We start from the raw sequence: 18434 nt of genomic DNA on the forward strand, positions 1-18434 counted from the left end.
AGGACAGCCATGCCCAAATCGCCAACGCTGATCCCCATTCTCGGCGATCAATTGTCGATGAATCTCTCGGCGTTGGAGGACGCGGACCCGACAGCGTCCGTCCTGCTCATGATGGAGGTGGAGGACGAGACCGCTTATGTCCGCCATCACAGGGCCAAGATCGCCTATATCCTGTCCGCCATGCGTCATCATGCCGAGGCGCTGGAAAAGGCGGGCTGGACGGTCGACTATGTGAAGCTCGACGATCCGAACAATGCCGGCAGCTTCACGGGCGAAATCGCGCGGGCGGTCGAACGGCACAACCCCGAGCGGATCGTGGTCACGCAAGCGGGCGAATGGCGCGTCGTCGCCATGCTGGAAGCGTGGGAAACGATGTTCGGCATCCCCGTCGACATCCGCCCCGACACCCGCTTCATCGCCACGCAAGCAGAGTTCGAGGACTGGGCCAAGGACCGCCAGGAACTCCGCATGGAGTTTTTCTATCGCCTGATGCGACGCAAGACCGGGCTGCTGATGAAGGGCGACAAGCCCGAGGGCGGCAAATGGAATTACGACGCCGACAATCGCAAGCCCGCGCCCAAGAAGGACAAGCCGCCTGAGCCGCTGGCCTTCGCGCCGGACCGGATCACGCGTGAGGTGCTGGAGCTGGTCGCCGCGCGGTTCGACAATCATCCCGGTTCGCTGGAGGGCTTCGCCTATGCGACCACGACGACGGAGGCACAGCAACAGGCCGAGGCGTTCATGGCGCATGCCCTGCCCAAGTTCGGCGATTATCAGGACGCGATGCTGACCGGCCAGCATCAGCTCTGGCACTCGGTCCTGTCGCCCTACATCAATTCCGGGCTGCTCGATCCGCTGGAGCTGTGCCGGATGGCGGAAGCGGAATATGAGGATGGCCATGCCAGCCTCAATTCGGTTGAGGGCTATATCCGCCAGATCATCGGCTGGCGCGAATATGTGCGCGGGCTCTACTGGCATGTCGGGCCGGATTATGTGGAGCACAACTTCCTGCGCGCGAACCGGCCCTTGCCCGGCTTTTACTGGACCGGCGAGACCGACATGCATTGCATGGCCGAGGCGCTCGGCCAGACGCTCGACACCGCGCATGCGCATCATATCCAGCGGCTGATGGTCACCGGCAATTTCGCCATCCTGATCGGTGCGGACCCGGCGGAGGTGCATCGCTGGTACCTGGAAATCTATGTCGATGCCTATGAATGGGTCGAGCTGCCCAATGTCGTCGGCATGAGCCAGTTCGCCGATGGCGGGATCATCGCATCCAAACCCTATGTCTCGTCGGGCGCCTATATCAACCGCATGTCCGATTATTGCGGGTATTGTCGCTATGATGTGAAGCAGCGGGTGGGCGAGGATGCCTGTCCGTTCAACGCGCTCTATTGGGATTTCCTGGCGCGGCATGAGAAGCGCTTCGGCGACAATCCGCGCATGGCGATGCCGTACCGCAACTGGAACCGGATGGATGCGGAGGATCAGAAGGCGATTCGGGCGCAGGCGGCGGGGTTTTTGAAGGGATTGGATCGGGGGTGAGGGATTCCCTTTGCCTTCGACTTCGCTCAGGCTGAACGGGGTTTAGTGCAGGGGTTCACGACCACCTCCGTTCAGCCTGAGCGAAGTCGAAGGCCACGCCGTTCCCCTCTCCAACTTGCGACCTCGCCCCCAACGCGCCTAGGTACGGACCCACCGACCGAGGAGCATAGGATGCCGCCACTCATCACTCCGGAAAACCTCGCCGCGATCGCGGGGGAGGCGGATGTGCGCATCCTCGACGTCACCTATTTCCTCGACGATCCGACCGGCGAAACGGCGCGGCGCGGGTTCGAGGATGGACATATTCCCGGCGCCCGCTTCCTGGCGCTGGGGCAGTTGGCCGACCCGGACAGCGACCTGCCGATGACGCTGCCCCCGGCCGAGATCGTCGCCCATGCGATGAGCGAGGTGGGCGTCGGCCATGCCGATCGGATCATCCTGTACGACCGCTCCCCGCTGCACAGTTCGGCGCGAATGTGGTGGCTGCTGACCCTATTCGGAGCCAGCAATGTCGCGCTGCTCGATGGCGGGCTGGAGGCTTGGGCGAAGACCGGCCACCCCGTGATAACGGGCGCGGCGGGTGCCACCGAGACGCCCGGCCTGTTCGTGGCGCAGCCCGATCTCGCGCGCGTGCGGACGCTTCGCGAGGTGCGTGCCCATGTCGAGGAGGGCGATGCGCAGATTGTCGATGCCCGCTCGCCCGGCCGCTTCACCGGCCGCGAGCCCGAACCGCGCCTCGGCGTTGAGCCCGGCCATATCCCCGGCGCGCTGAACCTGCCCTATAACCGGATGTTCGAGGGCGACGGCCGGTGGAAATCGCCGCAAGCCATCGCCGCCGAATTCGCCGCCGCCGGGGTCGATCCCGCCCGGCCGATGGTTGCGACCTGCGGTTCGGGCATCACCGCCTGCGTCCTCGCCTTTGGCGCGGAGCGGATCGGCGGCGTGATGCCCGTCTATGACGGCAGTTGGACCGAATGGGGCTCCGACCCCAGCACCCCCAAAGCGAAAGACCTTTGACCGCGATGACCGACGACGATCTGCCTATCAAGCCCGCCACCCGTCTGGTTCAGGCGGGCCGCCGCGCGGAATGGACCAAGGGCGTGGTCAACGTCCCCGTCTGGCGCGGTTCGACGGTGCTGTACGACAATGTTGCGCATATGCGCGCCACCGGCGCGGGCGACCTGCATGAGAAGCTGTTCTACGGCCGCAAGGGCCTGCCGACCCAATGGTCGCTGGCCGATGCGCTGACCAGCCTGGAGCCGGGAGCGCAGGCGACCTTCCTCTACCCCTCGGGCGTGGCGGCGATCGCCGCGGCCTTGCTGTCGGTGCTGTCGCCGGGCGACGAGCTGCTGCTGGTCGACAGCGCCTATGACCCGACGCGGGGGCTCGCGACCGGGCTACTGGCGCGGATGGGGATCACGACGCGCTTCTACGATCCGCTGGTCGGGGCGGGAATCGCCGAGTTGATCGGCCCGGCGACCCGCGTGATCTTCCTCGAAAGCCCCGGCTCGCTCAGCTTCGAGGTGCAGGACATTCCCGCCATCGTCGCGGTCGCCAAGGCGCATGGTATCACGACGATCCTCGACAATACTTGGGCGACGCCGCTCTTCTTCCCGGCGATCGAGAAGGGCATCGACCTGACGGTGCTGGCCTGCACCAAATATGTCGTCGGCCATTCGGACGCGATGCTGGGATCGGTCACCGCCGCGCCCTCGCACTGGGCGGCGCTTCGCGACACCAGCTTCCAGCTGGGCCAGGTCGCCAGCCCCGACGACGCCTATCTGGGCAGCCGGGGCCTGCGCACCATGGGCGTCCGCCTCGCCCACCATCAGGCGAGCGCGCTGACCATCGCGAAGTGGCTGGCCGAGCAGCCCGGCGTCGCGCAGGTGCTGCACCCCGCGCTCCCCTCCTGCCCCGGCCATGACATCTTCGCGCGCGACTTCCTGGGGTCGAGCGGGCTGTTCGCCTTCGTCCTCGACGGCGGCCATGATGCAGCGCGCACCGCGATGCTCGATGGCCTCGCGCATTTCGGGCTGGGCTTCAGCTGGGGCGGCTATGAGAGCCTCGCCATTCCCGCCGACCCGCATCGCTATCGCAGCGTGACCAAGCGTGAATTCGCCGGGCCGCTGATCCGGCTTCAGATCGGGTTGGAGGATACCGACGATCTGATCGCCGATCTTGATCGTGGTCTGGCGCGTTTCCGGGCCGCGCGCGGATGACGCTGTTCGAGTGGCTTCAGGCGAGCGGCATCGAACTGCCGACCCGCGCCGAGGCCATGGAGGCCGGGGTCGCCGCCGTGCTGACCCTGGCGATGCTGGCCGGCGGCGTGGTGGCGGGGCGCAAGCTCGGCCCGCCTGTCGCCGCGCTGATCCAGCGTTTCGCCATCGCGCAGGGCGAGGCGCTGCACGCTCGCATCTGCGCGATCACCCGGCACCTGACCGCCGCCCTTCTGTTGATGACGCTGGGCGCACTCTGGCCTTGGGAGTCGCTGGCGGGGGTGCCGATCGGTCTCGCCTTGGGCGCATCGATGGCACGGGCGGGGTTCCAGTTGCTGCGTGGGTTGAACCTGCCCCGCTGGCTGGCCTGGATCTTCGCGATCGTCTGTTTCGTGGCGCTGTTCAGCCGCGAGATCGGGGGGCTAGGCCCGGTCAGCCGGCTGGCCGAGCAGATCGGTTTCACCGTCGGGTCGCGGCGATTCTCGGTCATGCTGCTCGTCACCATGCTCGTCACGGTGGTCACCATCCTGGCGCTGACCCGCGCCGTGACCCGCATCACCGAGCAGTGGATCGGCCATGCGCGCGGGCTGGACCCGACGCAGAAGCTGCTGGCGCAGAAGCTCGCCAGCATCGGCATCGTCGTCATCGCCTTCTTCTTCGCGATGGATTTGCTGGAAATCGACCTGACCAGCCTGGCGCTGTTCTCCGGCGGGTTCGGCCTGGCGATCGGCTTTGGCCTGCAAAAGACGATCGGCAATCTGATCGCCGGCATCATCCTGCTCATGGACCGCTCGATCAAGCCGGGCGACGTCATCGCGCTGCAGAGCGAGATCGGCTGGGTCAACAAGATCGGCGTGCGGGCCGTCTCGATCATCACCCGCGACGGTAAGGAGCATCTGATTCCCAACGAGAATCTGATGACGCAGGAGGTGGAGAACTGGTCCTATTCCGACCGCAACGTCCGCGTCCGCATCCCCGTCTCGATCGCCTATGACAATGACCTGAAGCTGGCGCAGGAGCTGATGCTGCGCGCCGCACACGAATCGCCCCGCGTCCTCAAAAGCCCCAAGCCCAGCGTCTGGCTGATGAGTTTTGGGGACCATGCGCTCCAGCACGAGATTCTGGCGTGGATCAGCGACCCCGAAAGCGGCGTCGGCAATGTCCGGTCGGACGTGCTCAACCGGCTATGGTTCCTGTTCAAGGAACATGGCGTCGGCCTGCCCTATCCTCAACGCGACATTCATATCCGGTCGCTGCCCGGCGGCATCCGGCACGAGAATCTCGGCGCACCCGTCACGCCGGACCCGTGACCCCAAGGCAACAGGGAGTCACCGAAAACCATCATAGATCGAGATTATGCTTGTGCAGTGCGTCATGCGCTGTCAGCTTGGCCTTCTCGCGACGGCAGACGGTCCGCCGGGTTCGACCCGACATGACAGAGGCCACATCGCCGCGAGGTTGCAGGTGAGAACATCGAATTTCCGTTTGAAAGGGAAACGATGCGCTTCTCCACGATCCTCCTTGGCGGCCTCTCGCTGGTCGCCGCGACGCCCGCCTTTGCGCAGGACAGCGGCTCCGAAACCGCACCGCCCTCCCCCATCACGATCAGCGGCAGCGCCGCGATCCTGACCGACTATCGTCTGCGCGGCATTTCGCAGACCAACAAGAACGCCGCGATCCAGGGCGCGCTGACCATCGCCCATGACAGCGGCTTCTATATTGGCACCTTCGCATCCAACCTGGCCGGTTGGGGCACGTTCGGTGGTGCGAACATGGAGCTGGACGGCATCGTCGGCTACAAGCACACCTATGGCAATGCGACGGCCGATGTCGGTGTCACCTGGTACACCTATCCGGGCGGCTTTTCCGAATCGGACGTGGTCGAGCTGTTCGGCCGCCTGTCGGGCACGGCGGGCCCCGCCAACCTGACCGCGGGCGTCTATTACGCGCCCAAGCAGACCTCGCTCGGCAACTTCTCGAACACCTCGTACAGCCGGGGCCAGCGCTGGGATAACCTCTATCTGACCGGCGACGGCACGGTCGGCATCCCCAACACGCCGATTACCGCCAAGGCGCATATCGGTTATTCCAAGGGCAATCCGGGCCTGGGCCCCAACGGCACCAGCCTGTCGCCGACCGGCGAATATTGGGACTGGATGCTGGGTGCCGACGTCGCCGCGTACAAGAACATCACGCTGGGCGTCGCCTATATCGACACCGACATCACCCGCGCCGAATCGGCCTATCTCCAGCCGAACTTCTCCAAGGGGCAGGTACCGGGCGGCGCGAGCATCGCCGATGCCACGGTGGTCTTCTCGCTGACCGCCGCCTTCTGACGGCGGCACGACCGGGAGGTGAAGGGCGGCGCCGGCGACGGGGCCGCCCTTTCCGTTTAAAAAAGCGGTCACGATCATGGCGGAGACTCGCGCCCGTCATGAAGGCTTCATAAGCTCCATTCCCTAAGCACGTCGCGATCCGGCGTGCGATTGGGAGGCTTTCGCGATGATCCGGCCGCTATTCCTCACCCTGTTGTCCACGCACCTACTGTCAGGCGTCCCCGCCGCCCCCCAGAAACAGAAGGTTCCGCCCCCCATTCTCGCGGTCGGTCCCGCGCCCCATGCCTCAGCGCCGTCCGCATCGTCGCGTATGCTGCTGCAATGGATACCCGGGCCGGTCACCTGCGACGGTGCCACCGTGACCGGCATGTCCGTCCGTCGGCCTTGGAACATGCTCGGCTGGAGCGGCGCGAACATGAACGACCGTGAGGTGACGCTCCACTTCGCCATCGACGAAGCGGGGCGGCCCGTGTCGGTGACGCATGATGGCCCAGACTTCATCCTGTATGGCGAGGACGTGACGCCTGCCCTGGTCGCCACCCGGTTCGTGGCGGACAAGGCTCGGCAGGATTGCCGCGTCACCTATACGCTGCGCGCCACGCCGCTGGATCAGGCGGATGTGCCTGAACTAATGTCCTATACCGTGCATCCGCTGTCGGGTGCGCTTCCCAAGGACGGCTGGACGCGCATCCGCTCCCTGGGCGGCACCTGCCAGGAAGATCCGCAGCCCCAGCCACTGGTCCGTGTCCTTCCCGATTTCGAGAAGCTACCCGCCACGCCGGGCGTGCGCGACTGGTCGATGGTCCGCTATGATCTGGATGCCAAGGGCAAGCCGGTGGCGGCGACGCTGCTGACCGGAACGGCCAACCCCGCGCTCGATGCCGCGGCGTTGAAAGCCATCCGTGCCTCGCGCTTCACCGGTGGCAAGCGCACCGGTTGCTTCTACCCCTTCTGGCGCGCGCCGGCCACGCTGCCCGCCCCTGACATGCCCGAGGCGATCCGCGACACCAAGGTGGAGGGCCATTGCCCCGACGAGCATGACTGGGCGACGCCGCCGCAACTGCGCTTCCCCGAACCCTTTCGCCGCCGTTCGATCGAGGGCTGGGCCGTCGTCAGCTATGATGTCGCGCCCTGGGGCGAATTGGGCAATCTGAAGGTCATCGCCGCGCAACCCTCAAGCGATTTCGGCCATAGCGCGATGACGGTGCTGCGCAGCGCGCGCTTCGCGCCGAGCCAGCAAGGCTATACCGGCTGCGTCGACAAGGTGCGTTTCAAGATGGGGCCGAAGACCATGCCCGCTATCGATGGCGAAGGGGCACCGGCGCCCGTCTATTGAGCCCCAGCCTCGGTACCACGAAAAAAGGGGCCGGGGCGCATAAAGCGTCCCGGCCCCTTCTCTCTCGAACCTGTCGGGGGATCAGCGCGTGCCGGCGGCGGCGCGGGCGTCCTGGCCGTCGCCTTCGGGGGCGGCGACGATGTCACGGGTGGTCGCGCCCTTGTCGACGACGTTGGTCGACGGGTCGCCGACCGAGGAGCGGATGCCCGCATCGGCGCTGTCGCCGCCGGCATTCTGCACCAGGCCATATTCCGACTGGCTGCGCGCCGCCTGCCCACCGAACAGCGCGTCCAGCGTCTGCTGCTGGCCACCACGCGTCTGCACGGGCGCGGCGCCCGGCTGTGGCGGGACCAGCGCGAAATCGGGCGGGATGACCAGTGAGGGCTGACGCGCGACGGCGAATTCGTCGGGACGCGCCCGGTCCAGGCCACGCCCGGCCCCACATCCCGTCAGCAACGCGGCGCAGGCCAGACCTGCGATGACGGGCACCAACTTACGCATTGCTCTTCTCCACAGGAGCAGGCCGGTCGCGCACGAGGAGCGCACGCGCCAGCAAAACCAGAACGCCTATCGTAATCGCCGCATCGGCGACATTGAAGACCAAAAAGGGCCGCCACTCGCCGAAGTGCAGATCGGCGAAGTCAACGACATAGCCCAGTCGCACCCGGTCGACGATGTTCCCCAGTGCGCCGCCCAGGACACAGCCAAGTGCCATCTGGTCCACCGGACTGCGCTCGCGCGTCATCCAGAACGCCACCGCCACCGCGATCGCGCCGGTCATCGCGACCAGCGCCCAGCGCGAGGCATTGCTGTCGGCCGTCAGCAGCCCCAGCGAGATGCCGTAATTGGGCACGAAGCGCAGGTTGAAGAAGCTGACAATCTCGCGGACATCGCCGAGCATGTGCAGGTCCATCGGCCCCGTCACCACCCATTTGATGAGCTGATCGACGACGAACAGGATCGCGGCGGTCGCCAGACCGCGGCCGGGCAGCTTAGCCATGCGCGACCACCTCGGCACAGCGCCCGCACAATTCGCCATCCGCCGCGACATCAGGCAGATGCCGCCAGCAGCGACCGCATTTGTGATAGGTGGTGCGCGTCACGGTGACCGTATCGGCCGCCGCGACATCGGCGACGATGAACGCCTCGGCCAGGCCCTGCGGGTCGAGCGGCAGCGACGGCACGGTCACCTCCGCCTCATTGGACGAACGGATCGTCTTTTCGCGGCGCAACGGCTCGATCGCCTCGGTCACCTGCGCACGCAAGCCCCGGATCTCGGCCCAGCGCGCCATGAGGACTTCATCCTCACCCAGTTGCGGCAGTTCGGGCCATTCGAGCAGATGGACCGAGCCATCCTCCGACGGATAGCGCGCCTGCCACACTTCCTCGGCGGTGAAGCACAGGATCGGCGCGGCATAGCGGACCAGCGCATGGAACAGGATGTCGAGCACGGTGCGATAGCTGCGCCGCTTCGGATCGGTCGCGGCATCGCAATAGAGCGAGTCCTTGCGGATATCGAAGAAGAAGGCCGACAGATCCTCATTCGCGAAATCGGTCAGGGCGCGCAGATAGCGGTTGAACTCATAGGCATCGGCCGCACGGCGCAGCTCGGTGTCGAGTGCGGTCAGGCGGGCGAGGATATAGCGTTCCAGTTCGGGCATCGCGTCGAACGAGATGCGCTCTTCCTCCGTAAACCCGTCAAGCGCGCCGAGCATATAGCGGAAGGTGTTGCGCAGCTTGCGATAGCTGTCCGAGGCGGTGGCGAGCACCTCCTTGCCGATGCGGACATCCTCGAAATAATCGGTCGAGGCGGTCCAGATTCGCAGGATGTCGGCACCCGACTCGCCGATGATCTTCAGCGGATCGACGACATTGCCCAGCGACTTGGACATCTTGCGCCCCTGCCCGTCGAGCGCGAAGCCGTGGGTCAGCACCGCATCATAGGGCGCACGGCCGCGCGTGCCGCAGGATTCGAGCAAAGACGACTGGAACCAGCCGCGATGCTGGTCCGATCCTTCGAGATACAGGTTCGCGCGCGTGCCTTCGCCATAGCGCGCCTCGATCACAAAGGCATGGGTCGAGCCGGAGTCGAACCACACGTCAAGGATGTCGTTGACCGGCTCGAAATCCGCGAGGTTATAGTCGCTGCCCAGCAGCACCTGGTGATCGGCCGTAAACCACGCGTCCGCCCCGCCTTCGCGGAAGGCCGCGATGATGCGGGCGTTGACGGCCTTGTCGTTCAGATATTCGCCGGTCTGACGGTTCACATAGAGCGCGATCGGCACGCCCCAGGCGCGCTGGCGGCTGATGACCCAGTCGGGACGCCCCTCGACCATCGAGCGGATACGGTTGCGGCTGCGCTCGGGCACCCAGCGGGTCCGCTCGATCGCGTCGAGCGCGGTCTGACGCAGCGTCGCGCCATTGCCCAGCGGCACGGTGAGGAGTGGCGTCACGCCCGAGATCGGATCGACCTGCGCCATCGCCATTTCCGGCACCAGCGTCGCGTCGGCACGGTCCATCGGGATGAACCATTGCGGCGTGGCGCGGAAGATAACCTTGGCCTTGGAGCGCCAGCTATGCGGATAGCTGTGCTGGAAATCGTCCGAGGCGGAGAGCAAAGCGCCTGCCTCGCGCAGGTCCGAACAGATCGGGCCGTCGGCGGAGACGAACTTCTTGTTGATGACGCTGCCCTGGCCGCCCAGCCATGCCCAGTCGGGGCGATAGGTGCCGTCGCCCTGCACCGCAAAGACCGGGTCGATGCCATGCGCCTTGCACAGCAGGAAGTCGTCCTCGCCGTGATCGGGGGCCATATGGACCAGGCCGGTACCGGCCTCGATGGTAACGAACTCGCCCGGCAGGAACGGGCGGGGCTTGGCAAAGAAACCGCCCAGCGCGTGCATCGGATGCTTGGCCGTCGCGCCTTCCAGCACCGGGCCCTTGGCGAGCGCGATGAAATTCTCCATCGCAATGCCAGTCCGCTTGGTGAAGGCGGGGAGCAGCGGCTCGGCGATCAGGTAACGACGCCCGCCGGTCTCGAAATGCAGATAGTCGATCGCCTCACCATAGCTCAGCGCCTGGTTGACCGGGATCGTCCAGGGAGTGGTCGTCCAGATGACCGCCAGCGCGCCGACCAAGTCAGGATATTCGGGGCAGCTCGTCACCTCGAACCCGACATCGATCTGGGTCGAGACGATATCCTCATATTCGACCTCGGCCTCGGCCAGCGCGGTCTTTTCGACCGGCGACCACATGACCGGCTTGGCGCCGCGATAGAGCTGGCTCGATTCGGCGAATTTGAGCAGCTCGCCCGCGATCACCGCTTCGGCGTCATAGGTCATGGTCAGATAGGGGTTAGCCCAGTCGCCCATGATGCCCAGCCGCTCGAACTGCGCCTTTTGCGTGCCGACCCAGGTGTCGGCATAGGCCCGGCACTCGGCGCGGAACTGCGCGACGGGCACCTCGTCCTTGTTCAGCTTCTTGGCGCGATACGCTTCCTCGACCTTCCACTCGATCGGCAGGCCGTGACAGTCCCAGCCCGGGACATAGGGCGCGTCCTTGCCCATCAGGCTCTGCGAGCGGACGATGATGTCCTTCAGCACCTTGTTGAGCGCATGGCCCATATGGATGTCGCCATTCGCATAAGGCGGGCCGTCATGCAGGATGAACCGCTCGCGCCCCGCACGCTCCCGGCGGAGACGGTCGTACAGCCCCATCTTGGCCCAGCGATCCAGAATCGCCGGTTCCTTGGCGGCAAGCCCCGCCTTCATGGGGAAATCGGTCTTCGGCAGGAAGACGGTGTCGCGATAATCGGGCGCGTCGGTCATAGGGGACAGGCCCTTAGCGACTTTAGGTTAACACGTCATGCCGGATTATGCGACGACAGTATCGTCCGGGCACGCGCGCAATCGGCATCCATCTGCGCAACCAGCGCGTCGAGCGAGTCGAACTTCGCCTCGGGCCGCAGATAGTCGATCAGCTCGACCGACAGGCGCTGTCCATACAGGTCGCCCTGAAAGTCGAAGAAATACGGCTCGAGCAATTCCTTGGGCGGGTCGAACTGGGGCCGGATGCCCAGATTGGCCGCACCGTCCAGCACGCGCCCATCGTCCAGCCGCCCGCGCACGGCATAGATGCCATAAGCGGGGCGCAGATAATCGCCCATGTCGAGATTGGCGGTGGGATAGCCGATCGTCCGGCCCAGCTTGTCGCCATGCTGGACCACGCCCTCGATCGCAAAGGGGCGCGTCAGCAGCCGTGCGGCGTCGCGCGGTTCGCCGGCGATCAGATGCTGGCGGATCCGCGTCGAGGACACCGTTTCCCGGTCGAGCGCGACGGGCGCCACCGCGTCGCTCGAAAAACCCAGTTCCCGCCCCCAGTCGCGCAGCGTCGCCACCGTCCCGCTGCGGCCACGGCCGAAGGTGAAATCCTCGCCCGTTACCACGCCGCCAATCTTCAGATCGCCGAGCAGCCGCTCCTCGACAAAGGCGCGTGCGGTCAGCGCGGCCAGCGCGGCATCGAACCGAAATACCATCATCGCATCGACGCCGGCAGCGGCAAATAGCCGCGCGCGCTGCTCCAGGCTGGTCAGTCGAAAGGGCTCGGCGTCGGGCTTGAACAGGCGGACCGGATGCGGATCGAAGGTCGCGACCAGCGCCGGACGCCACTCGGCCCGGGCACGCGCGACGGCGGCCCCGACCACCGCCTGATGACCGAGATGAAATCCGTCGAAATTGCCCAGCGCGACGATCCCGCCGGCCAGAGACGCCGGAACGGGCTTCGCGCCATCAAGACGCTGCATGGCCGCGCGCTATAGCAGCCCCAACCGAATTGGCTAGGCGCGCGACACCACGCGATTGCCCTGCCCGGCGCTGGCGATGGCGCGGAAGGCCTCGGCCTGGTCGAACGCCTCCTGCATCGGCACCGCCATGCCGACCGCCACGCCCGCCGACAGGGTGACGGCCCCGATCGGCTCGCCCGATCCGCGCAGGCGGAGCGTACGCGCCAGCATCGCCGCGCGCGCTTCCTCCATCATCCCCGCCAGTTGCGAGAGGGGCCGACCGCGCAGCAGGACGACGAACAGATTGTCCTGCCAGCGGATGATATCGACGCCCTGACAGGTCTGGCGCAGCGTGACGACGAAGGCGCGCAGGACATTGTCCGCGACCGACCGGCCATAGCGCGCCTCGATATCGTCCAGATCGTCCAGGCCGCAGGTCGCCAGCACATAGCCACGCGGATTGTCGGGCAGCTCCGCGATCAGCCGCCGCGCGCCGGAGGGGCTCATGACGCCGGTCAATTGGTCGACATCGTCCTCGCGCGGCGCCGTCTCGATCCGGTCGCGCAAGCTGGCGATATTGCCCGACAGCTCGGCCAGATCGCGTTCGGTCTTGGTGATGCGCGCGATCAATTGTTGGAGCAGGCCGGCCATGTCCTTCGTGGCCATGGCATCCGGCGCCTCATGATGCGCGCGCGACAGGGCGGCCATGTCGCTGGTGAAGTCGCTGGTGATCTGGCGGGCGTCGGAGGTCAGCGTTTCCAGCCGCTCGGCCTGGACGCCCAGATCGCGCTGCCACTCGCCATGGCCCCGCCCCGCTTCCTCATGCGCGCGCAGCAACGGGCGAAGCGCCTCGACATCCTCGATGGTCAGGCGGACGCCGCCATCGGTCCGGCGCGCCACCTCGCGCCCCAGCGCGCTGTCGGGGTGACGCAGGGCATAGAGCGCCAGGGCATGGCTGTCGGGCGTAGGCTCCAGCCGGTGCTCTTCCAGGAACAGCGCCGCCTCATGCTCGGCGTCCCAACCGTCTTGCGCATCGACACCCGGTCGACCCAGCCCGTCCGCCGCCCCGCACCAAATCATCCGGTCCTGCCTGCTCGATAGGATCATCGCGTGCCGTGATCGACCCGCAGATGAATGTCACGGGCAGCCTAAGAGGCTTTTTGATACAATTGAAGCGACAGATAGGCAGAATCGTGGTTAACGAGTCATCGTTTCATGAGTGAGACAAAGGCATAGGCCGGCCGGCCATTCTCCGCCGGATGCGCTTCACGCGCGACCTCGTCCCAACCGGTGAAGGCGGGGACCATGGCGTCCCCGTCCGGCTCCGCCTCGATCTCGGTCAGTTCGATCCGGTCGGCATGGGGCAGGAACAGCGCGAAGATCTCCGCCCCGCCGATGATCGCGACATCGCCCGGCCCCGCCAGCGCCAGCGCGCCCTCGACATCATGCGCCACTTCCGCCCCCTCGGCGCTCCACCGGCGGTCGCGGGTCAGGACGATGTGCCGCCGTCCGGGCAGAGGTGCGGGAAAGCTTTCGAACGTCTTGCGGCCCATGATCATCGGCTTGCCCATGGTCTGCGCCTTGAAATGCTTCAGGTCGGCGGGCAGGTGCCAGGGAAGCTGTCCGTCGCGGCCGATCACGCCGTTGCGCGCGCGCGCCAAGACGAAGACGATCATATCGCCACCACCGCCTTGATATGCCGCTGCGCGACATAGTCGTGGAGCACGAAATCCTCGAGCGCATAGCCGTCGATCGCGTCGGGTTTACGCGTGATCTCCAGCCGGGGCAGCGCGCCCGGCTCCCGGCCCAACTGGGTACGCGCCTGTTCGAGATGGTTGAGGTACAGGTGGCAGTCGCCGCCGGTCCAGATGAACTCGCCCACCTCCAGATCGCATTGCTGCGCCAGCATATGGGTGAGGAGGGCATAGGAGGCGATGTTGAACGGCACGCCCAGGAAGATGTCGGCCGAGCGCTGATAGAGTTGCAGCGACAGGCGGCCATTCGCGACATGGGTCTGGAACAGACAGTGGCACGGTGCCAGCGCCATGGCGTGCAGGTCGCCTGGGTTCCAGGCCGACACGATCTGGCGGCGCGAGGCGGGCTGGGTACGGATTTGTTCGATCAGCTCGGCGATCTGGTCGATATGGCGGCCATCCGCGGTCGCCCAGTCGCGCCACTGCTTGCCATAGACGGGGCCGAGGTCGCCCGCCTCGTCCGCCCATTCGTCCCAGATGCTCACCTTCTGCTCCTGCAGCCAGCGGACATTGGTGTCGCCGCGCAGGAACCAGAGCAGTTCGACGATGATCGAGCGCAGATGCAGCTTCTTGGTGGTCAGGACGGGAAAACCCTGGGCCAGATCGAAGCGCATCTGGTGGCCGAAGACCGACAGCGTGCCGGTGCCGGTGCGGTCCATCTGCTGCACACCCTGGGTCAGCACCCGGTCCATGAGGTCGAGATATTGGCGCATGGCCAGGACGTAGCGCTGCGGCCATCGTGTCGCAAGCGGAGCCGTCTGAAGCTGCACCGGGCGGCGTGGCGGGGCAGGACTGGACGTGTCCCGCTTACCCTGCCCTACCCTCCGTATCGCCAAGCGCCAGGATGCCGAAAGCCTGTTCGCGGCGCTGGCTGCCGGTACGACCGAGGCGGTGGCGATCGCCTATCTGGGTTCGGAACGGAGCTTGTTGGGCTTGCGCCATGTGATGGGCCATGCCGATTCGGCGAGGGTTCCGCTCACCCATATTGTCCGCGATGCGATCCTGTTCTCCGCCCGGGGCGTGCTGATCGCGCACAATCACCCAGGCGGCGACCCCCGCCCCAGCGCCGCCGACCTCGCGCTCACCCGGCGATTGGCGCAAGGGCTGGACCTGTTGGAGGTACGGCTGTTCGACCATCTGATCTTCGGCAGCGGTCAGGTGACGAGCCTGCGGGCACTCGGGATGCTGTAAAATTCCAGGCGCTTCGAAGCTTCAGAAACCGAAGCGCACCCGCCCGACGATCCGATCGCCCGAATGGCTCGCATCCGCCAGCGGGTATGGGGCGGCCGCCCGCTCCGACACATCGGTGCCGACATAGTCGAGCCCCAGCGTGACCGGCCCGGCAACATGCTCCACGCCCAGCCGCCAGTCGGTATAGTCCCCGCCCGGCCGCAGCCGTGCGGCGCGAAAGGCGTCGTCGACCTTGCCCGACGAATGGCCGATCCCCGCCAGCAGGGTCCAGGGCGTGCCGGGCACGCCGGCCCGCGCACCTGCGTGGAGATAGAGATTGTCGCCACCGATCGCGTCCTGCGACGGTGCATAGTCCGCCCCCGCATCGACCTGCACCGGCCCCAGCGTATAGGCCGCCGACCCGCCCAGTTCGACATAATCGGCATGGAAGCCTGCGCCCTCAAAGAGATGGCCGGTCACCCGCCCGCGCAAGCTGACCGGACCGACCATGGTGCCAGCGCCTATGCTCAGATCGCCGACCGCGCCAGCGCCGCCATGGCGGACCGACTCGCGCAGGGCGACGATCCGACCGCTCGCCTCCAGCACCCCGCTGGTGACGAAGATATCGGCGGAGGGCGACACCTTGCCCTCACTCCAGCTCAGGCCGCGCCGATTCTCGTCGCTGTTCAGTTCGACCCCGATCGCGGGGCGGTCCTGCGCCAGGGCCGGCGCGGCCAGTGCCAAGGCGGCCGGCGACAGGCCGGCCACCAGGGCGGTACGCATGGTTACATTCATCCTTCGCGAGTCTCCGGGTGCAAGCGATCCATTTCGGCGCGCAGCATCGGGTGATCCTCCTGCGCCACGGCCTGAAGATGGTCATGCAGCGCATCGCGGCGCTGCGCCACCTCCTGCGCGATCGCCTGGCGGTTGGTGCCGCACCATCCGGCGCGACTGCCCCGGATCACGCCGTCGCGCGCCGCGCTGCGGGTCAGCATCGTGCCGGCGGTCGCGCGCGCCTCGCGGTGGACGGTCATGTTCGCCGACCACATGCAGCGCAGCGTCGAGGGACGCCCGCCGGTGGCCACCGCGCCGATCTGCCTGTGAGTCACGCCGACATCGGCGCTGTAGCGGACCGCGACCGGCCCGGAATGATGATCCAGCTGCACCTGGTGCTCGATCGCTCCATCGGATGCGGCGGCGGCGCCGAGCACCAGCCCGGCGATCAACAGCATGTTCATGTTCGTCTCCTTGGCGTGCCCCGACCCATGCTGGCCGGTGGCGTATCGACACCGTGCGGGGCCGATGGACAATCAATACATGACAGATCTGTCATGTTCCAAGTCTGTCAGTGGGTTGGCGACGGAAAATGGCGGCTCAATTGGCCTTCATGCGGCAGGGCCGGATCGCACTCGGCTCGGGCCGGGGGCCGGTCGCGCGGAAGGTCGCCAGATAGCCGCCGGCCGATGGCATGCTTTCGATCGACACCTGGGTGAAGCCGACCGCCTCGAACTCGCATTTCAGCAGCGCCGGCGGCGTGCCGTGCGCGCGCGTCGGGCGATTGGCGTCGACCACCACGACCAGCCCGTCGGGCTTCAGCGCGGGATAGAGCCGCCAGAGAAATTCATAGGGCTGACCGATCTCATGATACATATGTACCATCAGCACCCGGTCAAAGCTGTTGGGGGGTAGCTTGGGATCGGCGGCCTCGCCCAGCTTTACGCTGACATTGTCCAGCCGCTCGCGCGCGACGCGCTCGGCCAGCCGGTCGCGCCAGGCGGTGACGATGTCCTCGGCCAGCACGCGGCCTTCCTTGCCGACGCGTTGCGCCAGGCGGACGGTATAATAGCCCTCGCCCGCGCCGATATCGGCGACGGTCATGCCCGGCTTGATCTTCGCCCGGTTCATGACCTGATCCGCCTCGCGCAGCCGGTCGCGGGCATCCTCGCTCGACCAGCGCGACGAGACGACGTCCGCCACCGGGCGATCCGCCGCCGGAAAGGGGCCGGGCTTGTCGTCGTCCTGCTGGTTGATGAGCGGCTTGGAGCCGTCGCAGCCGGCCACGGCGCTTCCCAGCGCGGCGACAAGCGCCACCGCCAGGATCGATCCCGCCCCCTGGATACGCATCTTAGTCGACATCCTCCACCGCGACCGCCTCGCCGGTCACGCGCTGCGATAGCGCCGCCGCCATGAAGGCGTCGAGATCGCCGTCCAGCACGTCACCCGGCGCGGTCGAGGTGACGCCGGTGCGCAGGTCCTTCACCAACTGATAGGGCTGGAGAACATAGGAGCGGATCTGGTGGCCCCAGCCGATATCGGTCTTGGTCGCGTTCTCCGCATTGGCCACCGCCTCGCGCTCGGCCAGTTCGCGCTCGTACAGGCGGGCACGAAGCTGGTTGTACGCCTCGGCCTTGTTCTTGTGCTGCGACCGCTGATTCTGACACTGCACCACGATGCCGGTCGGCAGGTGGGTGATGCGCACCGCCGAGTCGGTGGTGTTGATGTGCTGACCACCCGCACCCGACGCACGATAGGTGTCGATGCGCAGCTCGCTCTCGTTGATTTCGACCTCGATATTGTCGTCGATCACGGGATAGACCCACACGCTCGAAAAGCTGGTGTGGCGGCGCGCGGCGGAGTCATACGGGCTGATCCGCACCAGCCGGTGCACACCCGATTCGACCTTGGCATAGCCGTACGCGTTCTCGCCCTTGACCAGCAAAGTCGCCGACTTGATGCCCGCCTGTTCGCCCGCATGATAGTCGATCAACTCGACCTTCATGCCGCGGCGCTCGGCCCAGCGCGTGTACATGCGCTGGAGCATTCCGGCCCAGTCCTGGCTCTCGGTACCGCCCGCCCCGGCGTTGATTTCGATATAGCTGTCATTGGCGTCGGCCTCACCGGCCAGCAGCGCCTTGACCTTGTCGGCCTCGGCCCGCTTGGCGAGATCGCCCAGGCTGGTGACGGCCTCCTTCTCCAGCTCCTCGTCGCCCTCCATCTCGGCCAGCTCGATCAGCTCGACCGTGCCCGACAGTTCGTTCTCGATGGCGCGGGTGGCGGTGATCGCCTCGTCCAGACGGCGACGCTCGCGCATCACGGCCTGCGCCTGTTTGGGGTCGTTCCACAGGGCCTGATCCTCGACGCGCGCGTTCAGCTCGTCCAGGCGGCGCAGCGCGCGGTCCCAGTCGAGGAAGCGGCGCAGCAGCGCCAGCGCATCATTGATCGTGTCGACATGAGCCTGCGCTTCAGCGCGCATGAATATTCTCCGAATCGGTCGTGCGTCCGCCAAACGGGCGGAAA

18 protein-coding genes are annotated in these 18434 nt (G+C 66.5%); 7 read left to right on the forward strand and 11 right to left on the reverse strand.

The window, feature by feature from the left end:
* Window positions 1-9: 9 nt before the first annotated feature.
* The 6 genes from SP6_RS07080 (at window position 10) to SP6_RS07105 (ending at window position 7436) form a co-directional block, all read left to right on the forward strand.
* Complete coding sequence (locus SP6_RS07080) at window positions 10-1548, forward strand: cryptochrome/photolyase family protein (protein WP_007403919.1); 1539 nt, start codon at window positions 10-12, stop codon at window positions 1546-1548.
* Between the two features lie 171 nt (window positions 1549-1719).
* Entirely contained in the window at window positions 1720-2565 is an 846-nt protein-coding gene (locus tag SP6_RS07085) for a sulfurtransferase (RefSeq protein ID WP_007403776.1), read from the forward strand.
* A gap of 5 nt (window positions 2566-2570) precedes the next feature.
* A complete protein-coding gene (gene metC, locus SP6_RS07090) occupies window positions 2571-3767 on the forward strand; it encodes a cystathionine beta-lyase (protein WP_007403652.1) in 1197 nt (398 codons plus the stop codon).
* Entirely contained in the window at window positions 3764-5074 is a 1311-nt protein-coding gene (locus SP6_RS07095) for a mechanosensitive ion channel family protein (RefSeq protein ID WP_007403831.1), read from the forward strand. The genes metC and SP6_RS07095 overlap by 4 nt, the downstream gene beginning before the upstream one ends.
* A 189-nt stretch (window positions 5075-5263) precedes the next feature.
* Window positions 5264-6100, forward strand: a complete 837-nt coding sequence (locus tag SP6_RS07100) for a TorF family putative porin (RefSeq protein ID WP_007403947.1) — start codon at window positions 5264-5266, stop codon at window positions 6098-6100.
* Window positions 6101-6266: 166 nt separating this feature from the next.
* Complete coding sequence (locus tag SP6_RS07105; RefSeq protein WP_037567734.1) at window positions 6267-7436, forward strand: energy transducer TonB; 1170 nt, start codon at window positions 6267-6269, stop codon at window positions 7434-7436.
* 81 nt (window positions 7437-7517) lie between these two features.
* Here SP6_RS07105 and SP6_RS07110 read toward each other — a convergent pair whose 3' ends face one another.
* From SP6_RS07110 to SP6_RS07140, 7 genes are all read right to left on the reverse strand, one after another.
* Window positions 7518-7937, reverse strand: a complete 420-nt coding sequence (locus SP6_RS07110; protein WP_037567737.1) for a DUF3035 domain-containing protein — start codon at window positions 7935-7937, stop codon at window positions 7518-7520.
* Window positions 7930-8436 carry a signal peptidase II gene (gene lspA / locus SP6_RS07115; RefSeq protein ID WP_007403662.1) on the reverse strand — a complete coding sequence of 169 codons (507 nt, stop codon included), beginning with the start codon at window positions 8434-8436 and terminating at the stop codon, window positions 7930-7932. The genes SP6_RS07110 and lspA overlap by 8 nt, the downstream gene beginning before the upstream one ends.
* Window positions 8429-11260 carry an isoleucine--tRNA ligase gene (ileS, locus tag SP6_RS07120; protein ID WP_007403850.1) on the reverse strand — a complete coding sequence of 944 codons (2832 nt, stop codon included), beginning with the start codon at window positions 11258-11260 and terminating at the stop codon, window positions 8429-8431. The genes lspA and ileS overlap by 8 nt, the downstream gene beginning before the upstream one ends.
* Window positions 11261-11295: 35 nt before the next feature.
* A complete protein-coding gene (locus tag SP6_RS07125) occupies window positions 11296-12234 on the reverse strand; it encodes a bifunctional riboflavin kinase/FAD synthetase (RefSeq protein ID WP_007403654.1) in 939 nt (312 codons plus the stop codon).
* A 33-nt stretch (window positions 12235-12267) separates the two neighbouring features.
* The gene (locus SP6_RS07130) at window positions 12268-13320 is read right to left on the reverse strand and encodes a GGDEF domain-containing protein (RefSeq protein ID WP_042468752.1); all 1053 of its coding nucleotides are present in this window, start codon (window positions 13318-13320) and stop codon (window positions 12268-12270) included.
* 98 nt (window positions 13321-13418) lie between these two features.
* The gene (locus SP6_RS07135) at window positions 13419-13889 is read right to left on the reverse strand and encodes a dihydrofolate reductase (protein WP_007403823.1); all 471 of its coding nucleotides are present in this window, start codon (window positions 13887-13889) and stop codon (window positions 13419-13421) included.
* Complete coding sequence (locus tag SP6_RS07140; RefSeq protein ID WP_007403909.1) at window positions 13886-14680, reverse strand: thymidylate synthase; 795 nt, start codon at window positions 14678-14680, stop codon at window positions 13886-13888. Before SP6_RS07140 ends, SP6_RS07135 begins: the two co-directional genes overlap by 4 nt.
* Window positions 14681-14765: 85 nt before the next feature.
* On the opposite strand from SP6_RS07140, the gene SP6_RS07145 reads away from it, so the two are divergent.
* A complete protein-coding gene (locus SP6_RS07145) occupies window positions 14766-15158 on the forward strand; it encodes a JAB domain-containing protein (RefSeq protein WP_007403872.1) in 393 nt (130 codons plus the stop codon).
* Window positions 15159-15179: 21 nt separating this feature from the next.
* Here the strand turns inward: SP6_RS07145 and SP6_RS07150 are convergent, their stop codons facing one another.
* From SP6_RS07150 to prfB, 4 genes are all read right to left on the reverse strand, one after another.
* Window positions 15180-15920: a TorF family putative porin gene (locus SP6_RS07150; protein WP_007403672.1), complete on the reverse strand. Its 741-nt coding sequence runs from the start codon at window positions 15918-15920 to the stop codon at window positions 15180-15182.
* A gap of 8 nt (window positions 15921-15928) precedes the next feature.
* Window positions 15929-16375 (reverse strand): hypothetical protein, encoded by a 447-nt coding sequence (locus tag SP6_RS07155; RefSeq protein ID WP_007403699.1) that lies wholly within the window; start codon window positions 16373-16375, stop codon window positions 15929-15931.
* 136 nt (window positions 16376-16511) lie between these two features.
* Entirely contained in the window at window positions 16512-17261 is a 750-nt protein-coding gene (locus SP6_RS07160) for a class I SAM-dependent methyltransferase (RefSeq protein WP_007403934.1), read from the reverse strand.
* Window position 17262: 1 nt separating this feature from the next.
* Window positions 17263-18390, reverse strand: a complete 1128-nt coding sequence (gene prfB, locus SP6_RS07165; protein ID WP_007403755.1) for a peptide chain release factor 2 — start codon at window positions 18388-18390, stop codon at window positions 17263-17265.
* Window positions 18391-18434 lie beyond the last annotated feature (44 nt).

The organism is Sphingomonas paucimobilis NBRC 13935, from assembly GCF_000739895.2.
GTDB lineage: Bacteria > Pseudomonadota > Alphaproteobacteria > Sphingomonadales > Sphingomonadaceae > Sphingomonas > Sphingomonas paucimobilis.

Excerpts from the sequence above, each read along its gene's own strand:
- SP6_RS07105 (WP_037567734.1), top strand. The coding sequence starts at position 6,267 with ATGATCCGGCCGCTATTCCTCACCCTGTTGTCCACGCACCTACTGTCA.
- SP6_RS07085 (WP_007403776.1), top strand. The coding sequence starts at position 1,720 with ATGCCGCCACTCATCACTCCGGAAAACCTCGCCGCGATCGCGGGGGAG.
- prfB (WP_007403755.1), bottom strand. The coding sequence starts at position 18,390 with ATGCGCGCTGAAGCGCAGGCTCATGTCGACACGATCAATGATGCGCTG.
- lspA (WP_007403662.1), bottom strand. The coding sequence starts at position 8,436 with ATGGCTAAGCTGCCCGGCCGCGGTCTGGCGACCGCCGCGATCCTGTTC.
- ileS (WP_007403850.1), bottom strand. The coding sequence starts at position 11,260 with ATGACCGACGCGCCCGATTATCGCGACACCGTCTTCCTGCCGAAGACC.
- SP6_RS07100 (WP_007403947.1), top strand. The coding sequence starts at position 5,264 with ATGCGCTTCTCCACGATCCTCCTTGGCGGCCTCTCGCTGGTCGCCGCG.
- SP6_RS07150 (WP_007403672.1), bottom strand. The coding sequence starts at position 15,920 with ATGCGTACCGCCCTGGTGGCCGGCCTGTCGCCGGCCGCCTTGGCACTG.
- SP6_RS07080 (WP_007403919.1), top strand. The coding sequence starts at position 10 with ATGCCCAAATCGCCAACGCTGATCCCCATTCTCGGCGATCAATTGTCG.
- SP6_RS07160 (WP_007403934.1), bottom strand. The coding sequence starts at position 17,261 with ATGCGTATCCAGGGGGCGGGATCGATCCTGGCGGTGGCGCTTGTCGCC.
- SP6_RS07125 (WP_007403654.1), bottom strand. The coding sequence starts at position 12,234 with ATGCAGCGTCTTGATGGCGCGAAGCCCGTTCCGGCGTCTCTGGCCGGC.
- SP6_RS07110 (WP_037567737.1), bottom strand. The coding sequence starts at position 7,937 with ATGCGTAAGTTGGTGCCCGTCATCGCAGGTCTGGCCTGCGCCGCGTTG.
- SP6_RS07130 (WP_042468752.1), bottom strand. The coding sequence starts at position 13,320 with ATGATCCTATCGAGCAGGCAGGACCGGATGATTTGGTGCGGGGCGGCG.
- SP6_RS07140 (WP_007403909.1), bottom strand. The coding sequence starts at position 14,680 with ATGCGCCAATATCTCGACCTCATGGACCGGGTGCTGACCCAGGGTGTG.
- SP6_RS07135 (WP_007403823.1), bottom strand. The coding sequence starts at position 13,889 with ATGATCGTCTTCGTCTTGGCGCGCGCGCGCAACGGCGTGATCGGCCGC.
- metC (WP_007403652.1), top strand. The coding sequence starts at position 2,571 with ATGACCGACGACGATCTGCCTATCAAGCCCGCCACCCGTCTGGTTCAG.
- SP6_RS07155 (WP_007403699.1), bottom strand. The coding sequence starts at position 16,375 with ATGAACATGCTGTTGATCGCCGGGCTGGTGCTCGGCGCCGCCGCCGCA.
- SP6_RS07095 (WP_007403831.1), top strand. The coding sequence starts at position 3,764 with ATGACGCTGTTCGAGTGGCTTCAGGCGAGCGGCATCGAACTGCCGACC.